This window comes from Mucilaginibacter sp. OK098 (assembly GCF_900142915.1).
Lineage (GTDB): Bacteria > Bacteroidota > Bacteroidia > Sphingobacteriales > Sphingobacteriaceae > Mucilaginibacter.
This window is the reverse complement of sequence record NZ_FRCM01000002.1, coordinates 31522-50321: the sequence shown is the minus strand read 5'-3', so window position 1 is coordinate 50321 and position 18800 is coordinate 31522. Positions and strand designations below refer to the sequence as shown.

Sequence of the window (18800 nt, the reverse complement as noted above, 5' to 3'; positions counted from 1 at the left end):
GGATAATGGGATTGTTTGCCATTAGCCACAAATGACTAATGACAAATGCCCAATGACTATTTAGCAAACGGCGGTTTTACAACCTTTGCTTTTATTTTATTATCGCGGATGCTGATGAAGATCTCGGTGCCTTCTTTGGCGAACTCGGTTTTTACATAGCCCATGCCGATTGCTTTTTGCAATGATGGTGATTGGGTGCCTGATGTTACCCGGCCTATTTTATTGCCATCTGCATCAACAATTTCATAATCATGGCGGGGAATGCCGCGGTCGATCATTTCAAAGCCTACCAGTTTTTGTTTAAGGCCTTCCTGTTTTTGCTGTTGTAATACTGCCGAATTGTTAAACTCTTTGCTAAACTTGGTTACCCATCCTAAGCCGGCTTCCAATGGCGATGTTGTATCGTCAATGTCGTTGCCGTAAAGGCAGAAACCCATCTCCAGGCGTAAAGTATCACGTGCGCCTAAGCCAATTGGTTTTATACCGAATGGTTTGCCGGCTTCAAAAATGGCGTTCCAGATCTGTTCGGCATTTGCATTATCAAAGTAGATCTCGAAACCACCTGCACCGGTATAGCCTGTTGCCGATACCACTACGTTATCAATGCCTGCAAATACTCCTTTTTTAAAAGTATAATACTCCATCGAAGCCAGGTCGATATCGGTTAAGCTTTGCAATGCTGCGGCAGCTTTTGGTCCCTGGATAGCAAGCAGGGAGGTGCGGTCTGAAATGTTTTTCATATCGGCACCCATGGTATTGAATTTCGAGATCCAGTCCCAATCTTTATCAATGTTTGATGCGTTAACTACCAGCATATAGGTTTTATCGTCAATCCGATAAACCAGCAAATCGTCAACTATCCCGCCATCAAGGTTTGGCAGACAAGAGTATTGCACTTTACCGTCATACAATTTAGCTACGTCGTTACTGGTAACCTGCTGGATCAGCTCAAGCGCATGATCGCCTTTTACAATAAACTCGCCCATATGGCTAACATCAAATACACCAACGCCGTTGCGTACGGTCTCGTGTTCGGCATTGATACCTGCATATTGAACAGGCATATTGTAACCAGCAAACGGTACCATTTTGGCACCTTCTTTTATATGAATATCGGTTAAAGCGGTATTTTTCATTAGAACAATTGTTTTTTTAAAGGCAATGAAGCTATCATGAGCTGTATTTATTTCGTTTTTTGAGTGATAGCTTATGATGGTTTCATTATTAATTATTATGGGGCAAAAGTAATACGATTTAGGGATTTTAAAGATTTTTATTCCTTTTACTATGGTAACATTCTGATGCCAGTTGTAATATATTTACAGAATACGTAACCAAGGAGGTTATACTGCGTCATAACACATATGAAACATGCTGTTAAAACATTCTTTTTATTAAGTATTATACTTATTGCCGCCATAAATAATTTAAAAGCCCAGGAAAATAAAGCTGCAGAAATAGACTCGCTGATACATGGCGCAAACAGACTTGGGCTTTTTAACGGGAATGTTTTGGTAGCTGATAACAACCATGTTATTTATAAAACAGCTGTTGGTTTTACTGATGCTTCCAGAAAAATAAAGCTGGCAGAAAATTACCGTTTTCATATTGGTTCAATAGCTAAAGAGTTTAATGCGGTTGGAATTATGATGCTACAGGAACAAGGAAAACTGAGCCTGGATGACAAAGTATCGAAATATCTGCCTGATCTGCCCTCATGGGCCGGAAAGATCAGTATTAAAAACCTTTTGCAATATACCAGCGGACTGCCTGATGTTAAATGGGCTAGTGTTAAAAATGATGGGGATAATATGGCTGATCTTAAAAAACTGGATAAACTTAATTTTGAACCGGGTACCAGCTATAATTATAACAACAACAATGTTTTTTTGCAACGACGGATAATTGAAAAAGTAAGCGGCCTAAGCTTTAAAGAGTTTGTACAGCAAAAAATTTTAAAACCATGCGGCATGAGCGCAGCTATAATTGACCCTGCGGAAGCTGATGTTTTAATAGCTAAAGCTTATAATGACAATTATCAGCAGGATTCATTAATCGTTCCGATATCGGGCTGGACTTGTCTTACTATTGCTGATTTTTACAAATGGGCTAATTGCATAGCAACTTTTAAACTCATCAATGCTGCATCAACCAGGCAAATTATTTACCCGGTAGGGCCAAACAAACAGGCGGGGCTTGGCGGTGGCAGCATGGATGGCGATAAGCTTATAAGCCATATACATGATGGTTCAAGCCTTAATTACCAGGCTTTACTTGTTGATGATGCGCCAAAAGGCAGGGTGGTTATATTAATGAGCAATAACAAGCAAGGCAATTTATATGATATAAACAGTGCCATACAAGCTATTTTGGATGGGAAACCATACCATCAGCCTAAAAAATCAATTTTAAAACAATATCAATCAACATTGGATACATTGAACGGCAAACAGGTGATTTCTTTTTATGATAATTTAAAAGTTAAGCATGAAAAGGAATTTGGCTTTGATAATGAATCGACATTAAACGAAATAGGCTATTTTTTAATGGGCAAGAACCGGATAAATGATGCTATAACTGTGTTTGAGTACAATACCGTGCTTTTCCCATCTTCGGGCAATGGGTATGATAGTTTAGGCGAAGCTTATTATAAACAGGGAGATAAGCAAAAGGCGCTTGCTAATTATAAACGTTCGTTACAGTTAGACCCTACAAACCAAAATGCAAAGAATATTATTGCTGAATTAGAGAAGTGAGGCAGAATAAACACCGATCACAGCTTCATAAAAATCAACCAGCCTTTTGGTAACCCGGTTTGCATCGTTTTGTTCTTCCATTAGCTTTCGGGCATTAAGGCCAATATTTTTGCAATAATCCTCATCGGTGATGCAATGCTTTATGGCGTCGTAAAATTCATCATAATCATTGGCGATAAGGATGTTAACGCCATTTTCATAATTTATGCCTTCTGCACCCAATGAGGTGGAGATAATACATTTTTGCATAGCCATGCCCTCAACAATTTTCACCCGCATCCCTCCGCCAGACATAAGGGGGACGATCATTATCGATTTGCTGTTTACAAATTCAAGCGCATCATCAACCTCGCCCTGGATAAATATTTTACCCATTACATCATAATCGTCAAAACGCTCGGGGATATCATTGCCGGCCACATAGAATTTTACGCGCAGATCCCCTTCTGTTAAATCCTTGTTGAAATTTTCGATGAACCATTCAATGCCCTCGCGATTTGGCAGCCAATCTAACGAGCCCAAAAAAAACAGGCTGGGGAATTCGGTTTTGCTGAAATCGGGTTTATAATGATCAAGATTTATACCTACCGGCAAGATCTCAATAGGTATTTTTGTGCCATATTCAAGCAGGGTGCTTTTATCCTGCTGCGTGAAAACGGCAATCGCGTCGAAATTATTTAATTGCAGCAGCTCGTAGTTTTTTATCCGTTTGGCATGCATTTTCAGGTACGACTTTTTAAACGGATCACTTTTTTGTTCCGAGAGCCGCTGCCAGATCTGGTTCTCAATATTATGTGAGCGGTAGATGAGCTTTGCTTTTGAAACCTTGCGTACTGCCGCTAAATACAGGGAAACTAAAAGTCCTTCGAACTGGATGATGTCATAATCCTTTATCCTTAGCTCGCGGATCAGCAATCTTTCAAATTCAGGGTCGTAATATTTATCAATGTTAAATGACGTTTTGCTGAACAGGTTTGCGGCAACATCAAATACGGATACATTAATATCAATATCATAAGCCCGGTAATTTATTTTTGAAAGCAGGTCATTATCATCATCGTTATTTTCGTGGTGATTTTTTTTGGCGTTGAGCGCTACCAATGAAACTTCGTGCCCAAGGTTTACCAGCTCACGTATGGTATTGCTTACCACAATTGAGTATCCGCCATTTTGCGGAAACGGAACACGATGGGTTAAAATAAGGATTCTCAATGGTTTGCCGGTTTTTAACAAAAGTATAAAAAATAGGCGATTAAGAAGGACTGGGATAATTATTGTGTTGTTTTATTGCCTAAATATTACAAAAAATGCAATTGCTAATGTGATGAAGAAGGACGAAGCGATCTTCTGATTTTAAATTATGAAATGAAGTTTAGGTACGCGATATAGCTCATCTTGTTGACGAGGGCGTATGCAATACGCCCCTACGTAAGGCGCATAATTTAATTCATCAGAAAAATCCCCAAATCCTTTAATCCCGGTTCCGGTTCAGAACATCTCCAATTGCGGATTCGTTACCTTAAATGTGCGGCGATGATAAGGGGTATAGCCAATTTCCAAAACGGTTTTGCGGTGTTTTATGGTGGGATAGCCTTTGTTTTTGTGCCAGTCGTATTCCGGGTGTTCGGCGGCTATTTGCTTCATGTAATCGTCGCGGTAGGTTTTTGCCAGTATGGATGCCGCTGCTATGCTGAAATATTTGGCATCGCCTTCAACTATGCACTTATGAGGTATGTTTTGATATTTGTTAAATCGGTTGCCGTCGATAATCAAAAATTGAGGACTTAAATGCAGTTTCTCAATTGCCCGGTGCATTGCCAAAAAAGAAGCATTGAGGATATTTATAGCATCAATTTCTATATTATCTACAACCCCTACCGCATGTGCAATGGCCTTTTGCTCAATTTCAATGCGGAGCTCATACCTTACATCTTCGCTTAGTTGTTTGGAATCGTTTAGTAATTTATGGTCAAAATTATCGGGCAGTATAACTGCGGCGGCAAATACCGGGCCTGCCAAACATCCCCGACCTGCTTCATCACAGCCGGCTTCTAAGTATTCATATTGGTATCGGGATAGCAGCATTTGAGTTGAAAACGTTGTAATAGTTGTAGTTGTTGTAAATATTGTTGTTTTGTTGAAAAGTTTTTGCCTTGATGCCTTTGTCGCCTTTGTTGGAGTTGTCTCCAACAAAACCAATATGTTTGTGATGTGAACTCTCAGACATTGATTTTCTACGGCTTTATATTGGTGCCTTTGTTGGAGTTGTCTCCAACAAAACCAATATGTTTGTGACGTGAACTCTCGGACATTGATTTTCTCCGGCTTCGTAATATATTTAAAGCCTCATCCATCTTGTTGGTGACAACACCAACAAGGGCGGAAGAGTTGTCTCCAACAAAACCAATATGTTTGTGATGTGAACTCTCAGACATGGATTCTCTACGGCTTCATATTTGTTTAAAGCCTCATCCATCTTGTTGGGGACAACTCCAACAAGGGCGAAACCTTAATCAAAAAATCTTCAACGTCAGCAACGTCACATCATCAATAGGCTTGCCTTTTATCACCAAATTAATGTGGTTCATCAATAATTCGTTAAAATCATTTGGGGGAAGGTGACCGTGGATTTTTATGAATTCTATCAGGTTTTCTTCGTTCCAGTCCTTATTACTGTGCTCATGGTCCATTAAGCCGTCGGTATAATTTACTATTAAACTGCCGGGTTCAATATCAACTTCTCCCTGGTTAAGGAAAGGCAGCTCATCAAAAACACCAATCATGGTAGTCCCCAGCTTAAGCGTTATGGCTTCATTTTGCGAGAACACAACTGTAGCATTATGGCCTGCATTAATGTAACAAAGCTTGCGGGTTCTTTCGTTGTATTTGGCCAGGAAAAGGGTGATGAACCTTTCGCCTTTGGTATTAGTGATAACAATTTTGTTTAAGCGTTCAACAATATTGGCAAGATCATCTTCAACAGCCGACCATGCATGTAAGCTTGCCTGGAAATTTGCCATTAACAGCGCGGCAGAAATTCCCTTGCCTGATACATCTGCAATGCACCATAAAAACTCATGGTCACTAAGCCGGATAAAATCAAAGTAATCGCCCCCAATGTTTTGATGGGGAATATAGCGTGCGCTAACCTCAACGCTCTCGTCTTTATAAGCTTTTAAAGGGATGAGCATATTTTGAACCTCAACAGCCAGCTCCATTTCGCGCTGAAAACGTTCAGATTGCAGTCGTTCTTTAAATAGCTTTTTGTTTTCGAGCGCAACAACAATAACGTTTACTACTGTTTGAATAAAGTTAAGATCGTTATTTAGCAACTCGCTTGACGGGTTAAAGTCACCGATCAATGCATAGGCAAGCGCTTTCTTTTTATGATAGATAGGAATAAAATAATCGTATTTGCCAAGCACGGCATCTTCATGGTTGGCCAGTGGGGTTGGCCACTTAAATTTCTGTAATTTAAGACAGGCCTTATGCAAAACACTTGTATGCTCAATATCGCCGCCATATTTGGAAAGTAATACATACTTACCCTCCTTCTCAATTAAAAACCTGAGCTTGCCTACCTGCAGGTAGCTTTTTAAAATAACCTGCAACATTTGGATGAGCACCGGGGTGCCTGTATCTTTATTAATAGCCTGGGTTATTTCAAGCAAAGCGTTTAATTCCGTTTGCCTTTTAAGCAACAACCGTATTAATTCGTCTTCGGCTGAGATGTCGTCGATATTCTGCATTAGTAATATTAGAAAGGCTGACTAAAATAAAGATATTTTTTTTAAAACCGGGTACTTTGTGATTTTATATCGAAAGCATCTCTTAAACCTACTGTTACCAGGTTAAATGCGTAAACCAAAAACATAATTGCCAAACCCGGTATTACAGCCAGGTAGGCCGAATCCATTACAATATAGCCATAATGCTCCTTTATCATGCTGCCCCAGGTTGGCATTGGCGGCTGCGCTCCAAATCCTAAAAAGCTAAGCCCGGCTTCTAATAATATGGCTGATGCAAAGTTTGATGACGCCAGCACCAATATGGGGCCAATTATGTTTGGTAAAATATGCCTGCTGATGATGCGGGTATTGTTAAATCCCAATGAGCGGGCGGCCTCAATGTATTCAACCTGTTTTAAGCTTAATACCTGGCCGCGCACCAGGCGGGCAACTTCAACCCACATTGATAAACCTACCGCAATAAAGATCTGCCATAAGCCTTTACCCAATGCAAATGATATGGCTATAACCAGCAGCAATGCCGGCAGAGCCCATAATATATTCATCAGCCAACTTAAGACAGCATCAATCCATCCGCCAAAATAACCTGCCACAGCGCCAATGGTTACCCCTAAAAGCATGCTGATGATCACCGACATTAAACCTACGGCTAGTGAAACGCGGGTACCTAAAATTAACCTGCTAAGAAGGTCGCGGCCATAAATATCGGTGCCGAGCAAATAGGTTCTGTGAATAACGTTGGCCCCCCAGCCACCTAAAGGGGGAGTTTTTGAATATTTCAGCTCCCCCTTTAGGGGCGCGGATGGCAATTTGTATGCTTTTGGTTCCGGTTTGTCTTCGGCACCTATATATTCATTTACATAGATCCAGCCTTTTGAATAGCGATAACCAGTTATTGGGATCTCGCGGTAAAATGAGGGTTGGCCAAACAGCATTTTGGTAAAAATATTTACGGTATCAACAGGTTCGGCTTTGCGGAGCCTCAGGATCATAAACTCCGATCCCGGTTTTTTTATGCTGAGCTGAATGGTCATATTATTGGCCAGGGGAGTGGGGTCGGGCATAATGAGGTAACCCAGAATGGCTACTATCAGTGTGAAAATAATTACCGCAAGCCCGGCCATAGCAATTTTATTGCGCTTGAATATTTTCCAGGTACGTTGTGAGGGGCTAAGATCAGTCAATTGCAGTTAATATTGCTTCAGGCTAAAGATAGTAAGTAGTTGACTAAGTTGATTAAGTGAGTGGTTGATTAAGTTGATTTATAGCAGGTATTGGGCGGTTTACGATGAGATCTGACTTAGAAATGATAATTAAATTAATAAGCATACTCAATACTTAACTAAATCAACTCAATCCAACTTAATCAACCTAATAAACCATACTTAACGCACCATCCTTCCCTTCCAATTATACTTCCCTTTGTTGCCCAGCAGGCCTATATAAACAAAGTATACAAAATATAAGGGGATGGATATTGGCAGCACCAGCATTAATTTGCGCCGTTTAAAAAAGGCGGTTACCGGCCATAGCAGGGCGAGCTCGGCTAAAAATACGGTAAGGTATTGGATGCCGGATACTATTAAATAGTTGGCATCATAAAGCCCGTAACACAAGTTGGCCAGTACCGAAAGATTAAATAACCATAAGCCAACTACCAGCGCCACTACTTTTTTGTCTTTATATTTTACCGACTTTGATGCCCAGCGGCGGCGTTGCTGCATAAAGCTCGATAAATTGTGTTTTGCATGTGTAAAAACAATGGCATCGTACCATTTTAAAAAGCCGATTTTACCGGGATAACGCGCAGCTACTTTTTGCAGCAGCAACTCATCATCGCCTGATGCAAGGTCATCTATGCCTTTAAAACCGCCAACTTCGTAAAATATATCCTTGCGGTAAGCCAGGTTGGCGCCGTTGCAGGTTGATGCATGGCCATTACCAATAAACGCTCCGCCGGTGGCAATAAGCGAATAAAACTCCAATGCCTGCATCCGTTCAAATAATGACCGTTCTTCAAAATAGCTTACCGGAGAGGAGATCATGAAAGGCTGTTCCATTTCGTAATAGCCTGCAACAGACGAGAGCCATTTACTGCCCATGCGGCAATCTGCATCGGTTGCCACCATCAGCTCGCCGTTTGATAATTTGATGGCTTCGGCAATTGCTTTCTTTTTGTACGAGTTTAATGGCTTATCTTCATTTAACTGTAAAAGCCTTACGCCCTTATCGGCATAGCTGCTAATGATCTGCGAAGTGTTATCGGTTGAGTGATCATCAACAATAATAATTTCGGTAAGGTGTTTGGGATAGTCCTGTGCTAAAATGTCATTGATAGTTAAATGGATGCTTTCGGCCTCATTACGTGCAGCTATCATTACCGTTACTTTTGTTGTAAAGCCTTCAAGCTTTACCTGGGGACGTTTTATAGCGTTCCATCCTATTACGATGAAGGCCACTACGCACAGAAACAAACCTGTAAGTAAAAAGGAAGCGGTACTAAGAATTACGATCAAAGAATTTTAATTTAAAAACAAATATAGACCCGAAAATAGCAGGAATAATAAGATTAATAATATAGATAAGCGAAACCGCCACCACAATGGCGATATGCTGGTCTGTTACATAACTAAACAGTTTATCCGCAGTAATGCTTCGTACACCAATATCAAGCACATCCAGCGATGGTATGGCCGACTGGATAAAGAAGAAAACAAACATGAGCAATGACATTTGATAAAGCGGGATCTGCGGGATCAGTAAATGGATTATAAGATAATACTGAAAGGTAAAAACAAAAAACCGGCCCAGGCAAAACCACATGATATTTAAAAGCTGGCTGGTTTTATAGTTGCCCATAATATCAAAAAAGCGGTGATACTTATGAAGGAACTTTACCCGGTTAAGTAAGTATACCATCCATTTAATGTTAAAATAAAAGGTAAGCATTATTGCCATAAATACTGCTGCAACAACTACTACGCACAGCATTATCCAGTCTTTCGGGTGAATAAAAACAAACAGGAACCAAACCGAAGCGGCAGCCCCTAAAACATTGGTAATAACGTTTTGCCCAAATGAACCAACCGCCATTGCAAAAACGCCGTGGATCCGTTTGCGGTTTGGTAAAAACATTACGCGGCCGCCATATTCGCCTATGCGGTTAGGGGTAAATACGGCCCAGGTTAAACCGCAAAACACAGCCTCTATAGCTTTCCATACAGACATTGGCGATAGTTTCCGGGTTAAGTGCCACCACTTTAATGACTCCAGCACCCAGTTAAGCACCATCAGCAGCACCACGCACACCATGGTAATAACCACTTTATTGTAAGTGACATGTGCTACCAGGCTCTCGAATTTGTGCAGATTATCATTGTTTTTTAAGATCCGATGATAAATGAACCAGAAAGCGAGTATTAATATGCCAAATTTAAGCAGGTATGAAAATAATTTTTTAGCGCGGGCAGTCAAAAGCAGAATATTTTGTGCAATGTTAGAAAAAGGATTTCGGATTTTTCACGTTTTGTTAATCTTTAACGGCGTTCAAGAGTGCTACGCAGTTTCGGATGTTCGATTTCGGATTTGTTTTGATTTGAGAATTGTTTTGATTTGGGAAACAATAATTTGAATGTTCGATTTTCAATCTAAAAATCCTTCTAAATCCGAAATCGAACATCCGAAATCCGATATTTCCCCTTACTTCACTCTCGATTTCAGAAAGGCGATTGTTTTTTCGTAAGCCGCTTTTGTGGCATCGCTGTCATAACCGGGGTTGCTGGGGTTGGCAAAACCGTGGTTAGCATCATACGCATTAACGGTTAGCTTTTTGCCTGCGGTTTTCATGTCGGCTTCAAATTTGGCTACCACTTTTTTGTTTATCCATTCGTCTTTATTGGCAAAATTGCCCAGCACATCGCCATGTAAATTTTTTAGTTTTTTAACGTCTTGCTCTGGCATACCGTAATACATTACGCATCCTTTTGTCTGTTTGCCGGCAAGCAAAGCGGTTTGTAAGCTCCAGCCGCCACCGAAGCACCAGCCTATTGTAGTAATATGAGCTTTTGGGCCAACATAAGCTATGGCGCCGTTTATGATAGCTCTTGCCCTGTCGTCGGTTACGCTTTGCATATATTTGCCTGCGTCAGCCGAAGTAGTAGCTACTTTTCCATCGTAAAGATCAAGATCGATAACGTTTACATTCCCGAGGTCGTTATAAATTTTTTCCGATTCTTTTTTAACCCAGTCGTTAAGGCCCCACCATTCATGTACAACTAAAAGGTAATTGCTGGTTGGGCTTTTTGCCATCAGCTCATAAGCGCTGGCCGTTTTACCATCTGCTGTTTTGTAGGTAATGGCTTTGCCAATGCTGCTTTGAAAATGCAAAGGCAGGGGGCTTTTGTGAAATACCACAAACTTTTTGCTTGACGCCAGCATAGCAAATTGCTGTGTGGCCGATGGGTTGCTACAGCAAACAACTTTGCTTTTGGTTTGGCTGAATGCCAATGCTCCGCAGAATAATAACGCGGTTAGAAGTAATAATTTTTTCATTTTATGTTTTTTTTGATTTTCTCGGTTGAATGTTTGGACAACCAATATCGGGATAATTTTGTTTTAGCTGAGAGAAAGACTTACGAAGTTTTCAAAACTTCGTAAGTCTGACTTGATTTTCAGTAATTTGCACGGATTTAAAAATGCAATCTATCCCATGGAACCTGAATTTATAACCTATCAAAAATTTAATGACATTGCGCTGGCTAATGAACTTGCTGAATTGTTGGAAGAGCATGGCATTATTTACCGGGTTGAGGAAGACTCCCTGACTTTTAATCCGTCGTTCAACTTAAACGATGAACTTTCAAAGGAGTATGCGGTGAAGATTAGCGCCGGTGATTTTGAACAGGTAAATGAGCTGTTGAAACAGGATGCCAGTGAACAGATTGGCGATGTTGAAAAGGATTACTACCTTTTTGATTTTAGCGACGATGAATTAAAAGATGTTGTTGCAAAAGCAGATGAATGGAGCGCTTTTGATGTGCAGCTTGCCCGTAAATTGCTTGCTGAAAAGGGGAAAGCGATAAGTGATGAAGAATTAGAAAGCCTGGAGGAAAAAAGGATGGAGGAGCTGAAAATTGCTGAACCATCGCAAACAGGGTGGATAGTTATAGGCTATATATTTGCATTGCTGGGCGGCCTTTTAGGGGTGTTTATTGGCTGGTATTTAAAATCATCAAAAAAAACTTTGCCTAATGGCGAACGGGTTTATGAATATTCAGAGCGGGACAGGTGGCATGGCACAGTTATATTTTATATTTCAGTTGTAGCTTTGATCCTTAGTGTGATATACCAGGTGACCCGGGAGATTAATTAAATAAGAGGTTGGCTTCGGCTAAAGCCGATTTACTTATTTCTTTTACCCATTGATTAAAACAGGCGGTAATTAAAAAATAAATCCGAAATCGAACATCCGAAATTCGAAATCAACCAAGGATCTCCTTAATATCATCAACAGAAAGTGATTTGATAAAGCTTTCTTCGGTAGTGATCAATGCGCGCGACAGGCTGAGCTTGCGCTGTTGCAGGGCCAGGATCTTTTCTTCAACGGTATCTTTGGTGATGAATTTGTAGATAAATACGTTCTTGGTTTGGCCGATACGGTGTGTACGGTCTATTGCCTGCTGCTCAACTGCCGGGTTCCACCATGGGTCGAGGATGAAGACGTAATCGGCTTCGGTAAGGTTAAGGCCCACACCTCCCGCCTTTATCGAGATTAAAAATACACGGGTCTTTTCATCTTCCTGGAACTGTTTTACCACATCACCCCGGTTTTGGGTGCTGCCGTCAAGGTAGGCATAGGGGATTTTTTCGGTATCAAAATACTCCCTGTAAATGTTCAGCTGTTTTACAAACTGCGAGAATATCAGCACCTTATGATTGCCTTCGAGCACGTTGGCAAGGGTATGCACCACGTTCTCGAACTTGCCCGAGTCGCCTTCATAATCCTGGTCGATCATAAGGGGGTGGTTAGCAATTTGCCTAAGCTTTATTAAGCCCTGCAAAACGTGGATCTGGGTTTTGGCAAAGGTGCCGTCCTCCAAACTCTTTAACAGCTCGTTGCGGTATTCTGATTTTACTTTTTCGTAAACTGCCGATTGTTCCTCGCTCATCTGGCAATAGAACAAGTTTTCGATTTTTGGCGGCAGTTCGGTTGCTACCTGCTCTTTTGTACGCCGTAAAACAAAGGGTTTTATTAATGCCTGCAGCTTACGGGCTTTATCCTCATCTTTTTTCTTTTCGATGGGGGTTACAAACTCATTCAGGAAGAACTGCTGGGTACCCAGCAGACCAGGGTTAATGAACGACATTTGTGTCCATAGGTCATTAACTGAGTTTTCAACCGGGGTGCCGCTCAGGATCAGCTTAAAGCGCGATTTTAACTGCTTTACCGCCTGGAACGATTTTGACGACGGGTTTTTAATGTTCTGACTTTCATCCAATATCACATAATCAAAAAAGTAAGCCTTCATTAATTCAATATCAATTCGGCTGATGCCATAGGTGGTTATCACCACATCGTAATTGGCAAACACCTCCGGCGATTTATAGCGGAAAGTGCCGGTATGCACCATCAGCCTTAACTGAGGTGTGAATTTTTTAGCCTCGTTAAGCCAGTTATAGATCAGCGAGGTTGGCATAATAACCAGCGAAGTTGCTTTGCCTCCTGCTGCTTCGGTATCTTCCTTGTGCTTTTGCAACAGGGCCAGCGTTTGGATGGTTTTACCCAAACCCATATCATCCGCCAGGCAACCGCCAAAATGGTAGTTCTTTAAAAAATGGAACCAGTTGTAACCGGCCTTTTGGTATGGCCTTAAATTGCCCTCGAAATTTTGCGGCAGGGTAATGTCTTCCAGCTCTTCAAAATCAAGCAACTTTTGCAGCTTGCGGGTCATGGTTACACTGGCCATTTCGCCCTCGGCAAGGTCGTTAACAAGGCCGATGTGGTGGCGGCGCAGTTTTAAATCGGTTCCACCTTCGGTAAAATGAAGCAGGTTTCCATATTGCGAGAACCATTTTTCGGGAATAATGGCAATTTCTCCGGATGGCAACAAGAATTCTTTTTTGCGGTTGAGGATATGGTTTTTTAGCTGGATAAAAGGAATGCTGTAGGTACCGAAATATACAATTGCGTGGATATCAAACCAATCGTTATTCTCTTTTACGGCAAGGTCAATTTTACTGGTGCCAAATACATAACGTTTTTGGCTGCCCGAATCCGGCTGCTCAATTTCAAAGCCCTGCTCAATAAGCTCATCGTAATGCTGGTTGATCCACTCAAATACGGAGAAGGAATGGTCTGCGTCCTCATCACTTACAGCAACCTCCAGGTTTTTGAACAGAGATGACGCTGTTTTTAAACCGAGCGATTCCAGGTGATTGAATTTATTTTTTTCCCAGGTAACAGATCTTTTTATGCGATGGAAAGTGTAATCGTCACCATTGCGCTCCATGCGTACGGAGATCAGCCTTTCATCCCCGTAGGGGAAAATATAGCCGGCATATTTAAAATAAAGTTGTAGCTGCGATGTGCCGCCTTCTACATATATAGGTTTTATAACCGGGCGGGCGTCGTATTTTTCGGTATTGATGGTAAAGCCTTCGGCATAAACGTGATGCTTTTCAATAAGCGGAGCGACAAACTTTTCGAAGTATGATTGTTCTGACGATTTTGGAATAGCAATGTACCGTTTGTTTAAAAACGGGAACAGCTTTTTGCCTTCAATCTCTTTTTCAAAAAAGTACAAGGTATCATCAAGCAGCATCCATGCCGGGTGGTTGCAAATGATCTCAGCATTTTTAAACATAAACTCAATGCGCAGTCCCTGGTATTTAATGGTAGGAAAATACCTGATCTCCTCCTCGTTTCGCCTGAAATGAAATAGTACCGATGCAACTTCGGGGGCTATCTGTAGCTTGCGTTCTGCAGGGTAGCCTTCTTTGCTCATCTGGTAAAGCTGCTTATCCTTTAGCAATGCCAGGGCTTCGGCCATCCGCTTTTCTATTTTGGGGCGAAGGGTATCAAAAAGCTGCTCGTTAAAGATCTTTGTGAAAAACTCGAAAGGACGGATCGGTTTTTTATAGAATTTTTTGATCAGGTTTCCCTGTTCCATTTCTTCCAGGATCTTGATCAGCTTAACATCAACCTCATCAATGCAATGGGCAAATTCTTTTGCCGTATTTGAAAATAAACGCTGATGGGTTAGGGAAAATTCGCCGTTTGGATTTAACTGAACTATGTGTGGCTCAATAACGTACGACAAGTATTCATGCTTTGCAATGGCATAAATTATCTGGCAAGGTTTGCTGCTGTCGACACGTAACATAGTTTCTATAATAAAAAATTAATAGAAGCTACATCAACAAAAAATTCAAACCTAATCAGAATTTGTAGTAAGTGGAAATGTTTTCTGTTAAATAATTGTTAACATATGGGAGTAGTCATTAGTCATTGGTCATTAAATCATTGGTTTTGTGGGTGGAGAGATATTTGGTTTTGCAATGTTGAATTATAAATAAATATCTCAATATTGGGTTGCCCCATCGTTTTTGCTAATTTTACTATCATTTATTTGTTGAATACATGTCTTTAGAAAATACCTATGCTGCTACAATAGCCCAAATAAAAACCGAAATTGAAACAGTTAGGTTAAAGGCAGCTATTTCTGTTAATCAACATTTACTTATGTTGTATTGGAAAATCGGGAGTATTATTTTACAGCAACAAAGCACAGAAGGTTGGGGAACAAAAGTTATTGAAAGATTATCAAACGATTTGCGCAAAGAGTTTCCTGATATGAAGGGTACCTCATCGCGAAATCTGAAATACATGCGGGCTTTTGCGGAGGCTTATCCTGAACTTGTGCAACCAGTGGTTGCACAAAATGATGACGCTAATATTTCAATTGTGCAACCACCGGTTGCACAAATTCCATGGGCGCATAACATAACAATATTAGATAGGACAAAAATTAGCGAAGAAAGATTGTTTTATGTTAAAAAGACCTTAGAAAACAATTGGAGTAAGAATGTATTAATACATCAAATTGAAAGCAAATTATATCAGCGCCAGGGTAAAGCAATAAGTAATTTCACTCAAGCCTTACCAACGCTACAAAGCGATTTGGCTAAAGAAATGTTGAAAGATCCCTATAAATTTGATTTCTTAAATTTATCTGAAGAATATTTTGAGAAGGACCTTGAAGATGCGCTCGTAAATCATATAACCAAATTTCTTTTAGAATTAGGAGCAGGGTTTAGTTATGTAGGCAGGCAATATCACTTGGAAATTGGTGGTGAGGATTTTTACATAGACTTGCTTTTTTACCATTTAAAGCTAAGAAGCTATGTAGTTATAGAATTAAAAACCGGAAAGTTTATACCTGAATATGCGAGCAAATTGAATTTTTATCTTAGCGCGGTTGATGATTTGCTTAAACACACAACAGATAATCCAACACTTGGCATTTTAATATGCAAAGAGCGCAATAAGGTAATAGCAGAGTATTCATTAAGGGATATAAACAAACCCATGGGGATAGCTGCGTATGAATTGACTCAATCAATTCCTGAAAATCTTAAAGGAAGCTTACCTACAATTGAAGAAATAGAAAACGAATTAGAAATTGGTAAAGATGGAAATTAGGATTAACCTAAGTAGTAGTTAAATTTACTTCCCCTTCAAACACCTTCACCGCGGGACCTTCTAAAAAAATGCTGCTAAATTTTTGCCCGTTATAATCAAAGCGGATATTGAGGTTGCCGCCTAAGACTTTTATTGGGGTATTAATGTGGCCGGTTTGGTGGTTGTGTTTGGCCATGGCGAGGGCAACGGCTGTAACACCGGTTCCGCAGGCATAGGTTTCGTCTTCAACGCCGCGTTCAAAGGTGCGTACAAAGTAGCCATCAGCGGTGGGCTCAACAAAGTTGATGTTGATGCCTTCTTTGCGGTAGGTATCATTGTTGCGGATGGCATGGCCCTCGGTATAAACATCTTTATCTTTAAGATCTTCGGCAAGGGTGATGTAATGCGGCGAACCGGTATTTAATACATAGGCATCAGCATCCCTGTTTATGGTTTCCACATCAATCATTTGCAGGCTTACCCAGTCGCCGCTTTCTGAAATTTTGGCATAATGGGGGCCGTCAACTGCCAAAAAGTTTGTTTCGGTGTCAATTATTCCGATGTGTTTGGCAAAGGCAACAATACAGCGACCGCCATTGCCGCACATGCTGCTTGGCTGCCCGTCGGCATTGTAATAAACCATCTCAAAATCATAGCCTTCAAGGTTCTGCAAAAACATCATCCCGTCGCCGCCAATACCGAAACGGCGGTCGCATAAGCGGGCTATCAGCTTCGGATCGTGATGATTTATGCTGTTGTTACGGTTATCAACCAAAATAAAATCGTTCCCGGCTCCCTGGTATTTATAAAAATGGATCATCACAATAGCTGAATAATATTTAGCATCTTTACTGTTAATTGATGTGCAGATGTGCGGATTACGAATGTGCGGATTTTTTTGGAATCAGCTGCACATCAGGATACTTGCACATTCATACATTTTAGCTGTAATGCTGAATTTAACAAATTTTAACAAAAATACGGATAACTTACTGTAGGTTATAACGTCTATATGGTATTAAATTTGTTTTACAAAAAAATAACATAAAAAGAAAAGTGAGAGACAATATGAAAAAGTTTGGTTTAACACTATTAACGGCCTTTGTTGGCGGGGCCATGGCGTTAGGGGCATACAAATTAATTGAGAATAAGTATGCTGATAACATGAGCTTTGAGGATAAGCAAAAAGTATATTATGCAACAAGCAATCATTTAACGCCTGCGCCAACGGCGGCAGTGTCATCAGCCGGGCAGGTTGATTTTACACAGGCGGCGGCAGCGGTAACACCTGCGGTTGTTTATATCCGTACCACTTATGCCAGCCAGGCAGACGACCAGCAAAGCCAGATGCAGAAAATGTTTGGCGATATGTTTGGTCAGCGTTCACGTCCATCGGGGCCGCAAATGGCATCGGGATCTGGAGTTATTATCTCGCCTGACGGGTATATAGTTACCAATAACCACGTAGTTGAGAAGGCTGAGAAAATAGAAATTGTCACTAATGATCACCGCAACTTCAGCGCCAAGGTTGTTGGTACTGACCCCAGCACAGATCTTGCGCTAATAAAAATTGATGGGCACGATTTGCCAATTGTGAAATTAGGTAACTCAGACGCCGTTAAAGTAGGCGAGTGGGTATTGGCAGTTGGTAATCCGTTTAAGTTAACCTCTACAGTTACCGCAGGGATTGTTAGCGCAAAAGGCCGTGGCATAGGCATTATAGGCAGTGAGGATAACCAGGATGAGAATCCATTTGGCCGTACACAGTATCAAAGCCGTCAGCCAAAATTAAACAAGGCAATTGAATCATTTATTCAAACTGATGCCGCTATAAACCCGGGTAACAGCGGTGGTGCTTTGGTAAATACCAATGGCGAGCTGATCGGGATCAACTCGGCTATCGCTTCACACACCGGATCGTATGAAGGATATGGTTTTGCTATTCCTATTAACCTTGCAAAAAAGGTGCTGGACGATATTGAGAAATTTGGCGCAGTTAAACGCGGATACGTAGGGATTAGCTTCAAAGAGCTTGATCAGGACGCTGCTAAAGAATTAAAGATTGACAGAACCTACGGCTTATATGTTAGCGGTGTGGTGCCGGGTGGCGGCGCAGAGCAGGCCGGTTTAAAAGAAGGCGATATTATTACCAAAGTTGAAGGTAACACTGTTTATGAATCGTCTGATCTGCAGGAACGCGTAGGCAGGTTACGTCCCGGCAATAAGATCAATGTAACCGCGTTGCGTGGTAACGATGAGAAAAACTTTACCGTTACACTTAAGGCAGACGCGCCAGCACCAAAGGTAGCGGTATCAAAATCGACCGAGGAGCTGTACAATAAGCTAGGAGCAAGCTTTAAGTCGCTTACTGCTGCCGAAAAGGCTAAATTTCGTACCCATTCAGGTATTGTGGTAACCCAGGTTAGAGACGGCGGCGTATTTGATAGCGCCGAGATTCCTGTAGGGTCGGTAATAACATCTGTAAATAAACAACCTGTAAACAGTGTTGCAGATATTGACAGGGTGCTTTCAAACGTAAACACCAGCACCCTCGTATTCTCCGGGTATTATCCTGACGGATCGAGATTGGTATTGCCTTTTGAAGTACGATAAGTA

General features: G+C 41.1%; 14 protein-coding genes. 4 read left to right on the top strand and 10 right to left on the bottom strand.

Features of this window, described 5'->3' with window-relative positions; genetic code table 11:
- Positions 1-56: 56 nt before the first annotated feature.
- Positions 57-1136, bottom strand: a complete 1080-nt coding sequence (gcvT, locus tag BUE31_RS07290; protein ID WP_073401853.1) for a glycine cleavage system aminomethyltransferase GcvT — start codon at positions 1134-1136, stop codon at positions 57-59.
- A gap of 228 nt (positions 1137-1364) precedes the next feature.
- On the opposite strand from gcvT, the gene BUE31_RS07285 reads away from it, so the two are divergent.
- Positions 1365-2756, top strand: coding sequence for a serine hydrolase (locus BUE31_RS07285; protein WP_083619459.1), 1392 nt, complete (start codon positions 1365-1367; stop codon positions 2754-2756).
- On the opposite strand, the gene BUE31_RS07280 is transcribed toward BUE31_RS07285, so the two are convergent.
- The 7 genes from BUE31_RS07280 to BUE31_RS07245 form a co-directional block, all read right to left on the bottom strand.
- On the bottom strand, positions 2745-3968 hold the full coding sequence (locus BUE31_RS07280; RefSeq protein WP_073403032.1) for a glycosyltransferase family 4 protein: 1224 nt from the start codon (positions 3966-3968) through the stop codon (positions 2745-2747). The two genes, BUE31_RS07285 and BUE31_RS07280, sit on opposite strands and share 12 nt — an antisense overlap.
- Before the next feature lie 276 nt (positions 3969-4244).
- Complete coding sequence (locus BUE31_RS07275; protein WP_073401851.1) at positions 4245-4841, bottom strand: ribonuclease HII; 597 nt, start codon at positions 4839-4841, stop codon at positions 4245-4247.
- Positions 4842-5269: 428 nt separating this feature from the next.
- The gene (locus BUE31_RS07265; RefSeq protein WP_073401847.1) at positions 5270-6505 is read right to left on the bottom strand and encodes a PP2C family protein-serine/threonine phosphatase; all 1236 of its coding nucleotides are present in this window, start codon (positions 6503-6505) and stop codon (positions 5270-5272) included.
- A 41-nt stretch (positions 6506-6546) separates the two neighbouring features.
- On the bottom strand, positions 6547-7689 hold the full coding sequence (locus BUE31_RS07260) for an ABC transporter permease (protein ID WP_073401845.1): 1143 nt from the start codon (positions 7687-7689) through the stop codon (positions 6547-6549).
- A 201-nt stretch (positions 7690-7890) separates the two neighbouring features.
- Positions 7891-9021, bottom strand: coding sequence for a glycosyltransferase (locus BUE31_RS07255; protein ID WP_073401843.1), 1131 nt, complete (start codon positions 9019-9021; stop codon positions 7891-7893).
- Positions 9005-9979 (bottom strand): hypothetical protein, encoded by a 975-nt coding sequence (locus BUE31_RS07250; RefSeq protein WP_073401841.1) that lies wholly within the window; start codon positions 9977-9979, stop codon positions 9005-9007. The genes BUE31_RS07255 and BUE31_RS07250 overlap by 17 nt, the downstream gene beginning before the upstream one ends.
- A gap of 225 nt (positions 9980-10204) precedes the next feature.
- A complete protein-coding gene (locus tag BUE31_RS07245; protein ID WP_073401839.1) occupies positions 10205-11056 on the bottom strand; it encodes a dienelactone hydrolase family protein in 852 nt (283 codons plus the stop codon).
- A 157-nt stretch (positions 11057-11213) separates the two neighbouring features.
- Here BUE31_RS07245 and BUE31_RS07240 point away from each other — a divergent pair, with 157 nt between their 5' ends.
- The gene (locus tag BUE31_RS07240) at positions 11214-11876 is read left to right on the top strand and encodes a hypothetical protein (RefSeq protein ID WP_073401837.1); all 663 of its coding nucleotides are present in this window, start codon (positions 11214-11216) and stop codon (positions 11874-11876) included.
- Positions 11877-11985: 109 nt separating this feature from the next.
- On the opposite strand, the gene BUE31_RS07235 is transcribed toward BUE31_RS07240, so the two are convergent.
- Positions 11986-14886 carry a DEAD/DEAH box helicase gene (locus BUE31_RS07235; RefSeq protein WP_073401835.1) on the bottom strand — a complete coding sequence of 967 codons (2901 nt, stop codon included), beginning with the start codon at positions 14884-14886 and terminating at the stop codon, positions 11986-11988.
- 257 nt (positions 14887-15143) lie between these two features.
- Here BUE31_RS07235 and BUE31_RS07230 point away from each other — a divergent pair, with 257 nt between their 5' ends.
- Entirely contained in the window at positions 15144-16205 is a 1062-nt protein-coding gene (locus BUE31_RS07230; RefSeq protein WP_073401833.1) for a PDDEXK nuclease domain-containing protein, read from the top strand.
- A 7-nt stretch (positions 16206-16212) separates the two neighbouring features.
- On the opposite strand, the gene dapF is transcribed toward BUE31_RS07230, so the two are convergent.
- Positions 16213-17007, bottom strand: a complete 795-nt coding sequence (gene dapF / locus BUE31_RS07225; protein ID WP_234997768.1) for a diaminopimelate epimerase — start codon at positions 17005-17007, stop codon at positions 16213-16215.
- A gap of 245 nt (positions 17008-17252) precedes the next feature.
- On the opposite strand from dapF, the gene BUE31_RS07220 reads away from it, so the two are divergent.
- Positions 17253-18797 carry a Do family serine endopeptidase gene (locus BUE31_RS07220; protein WP_143167049.1) on the top strand — a complete coding sequence of 515 codons (1545 nt, stop codon included), beginning with the start codon at positions 17253-17255 and terminating at the stop codon, positions 18795-18797.
- The last annotated feature ends 3 nt before the right edge of the window (positions 18798-18800 follow it).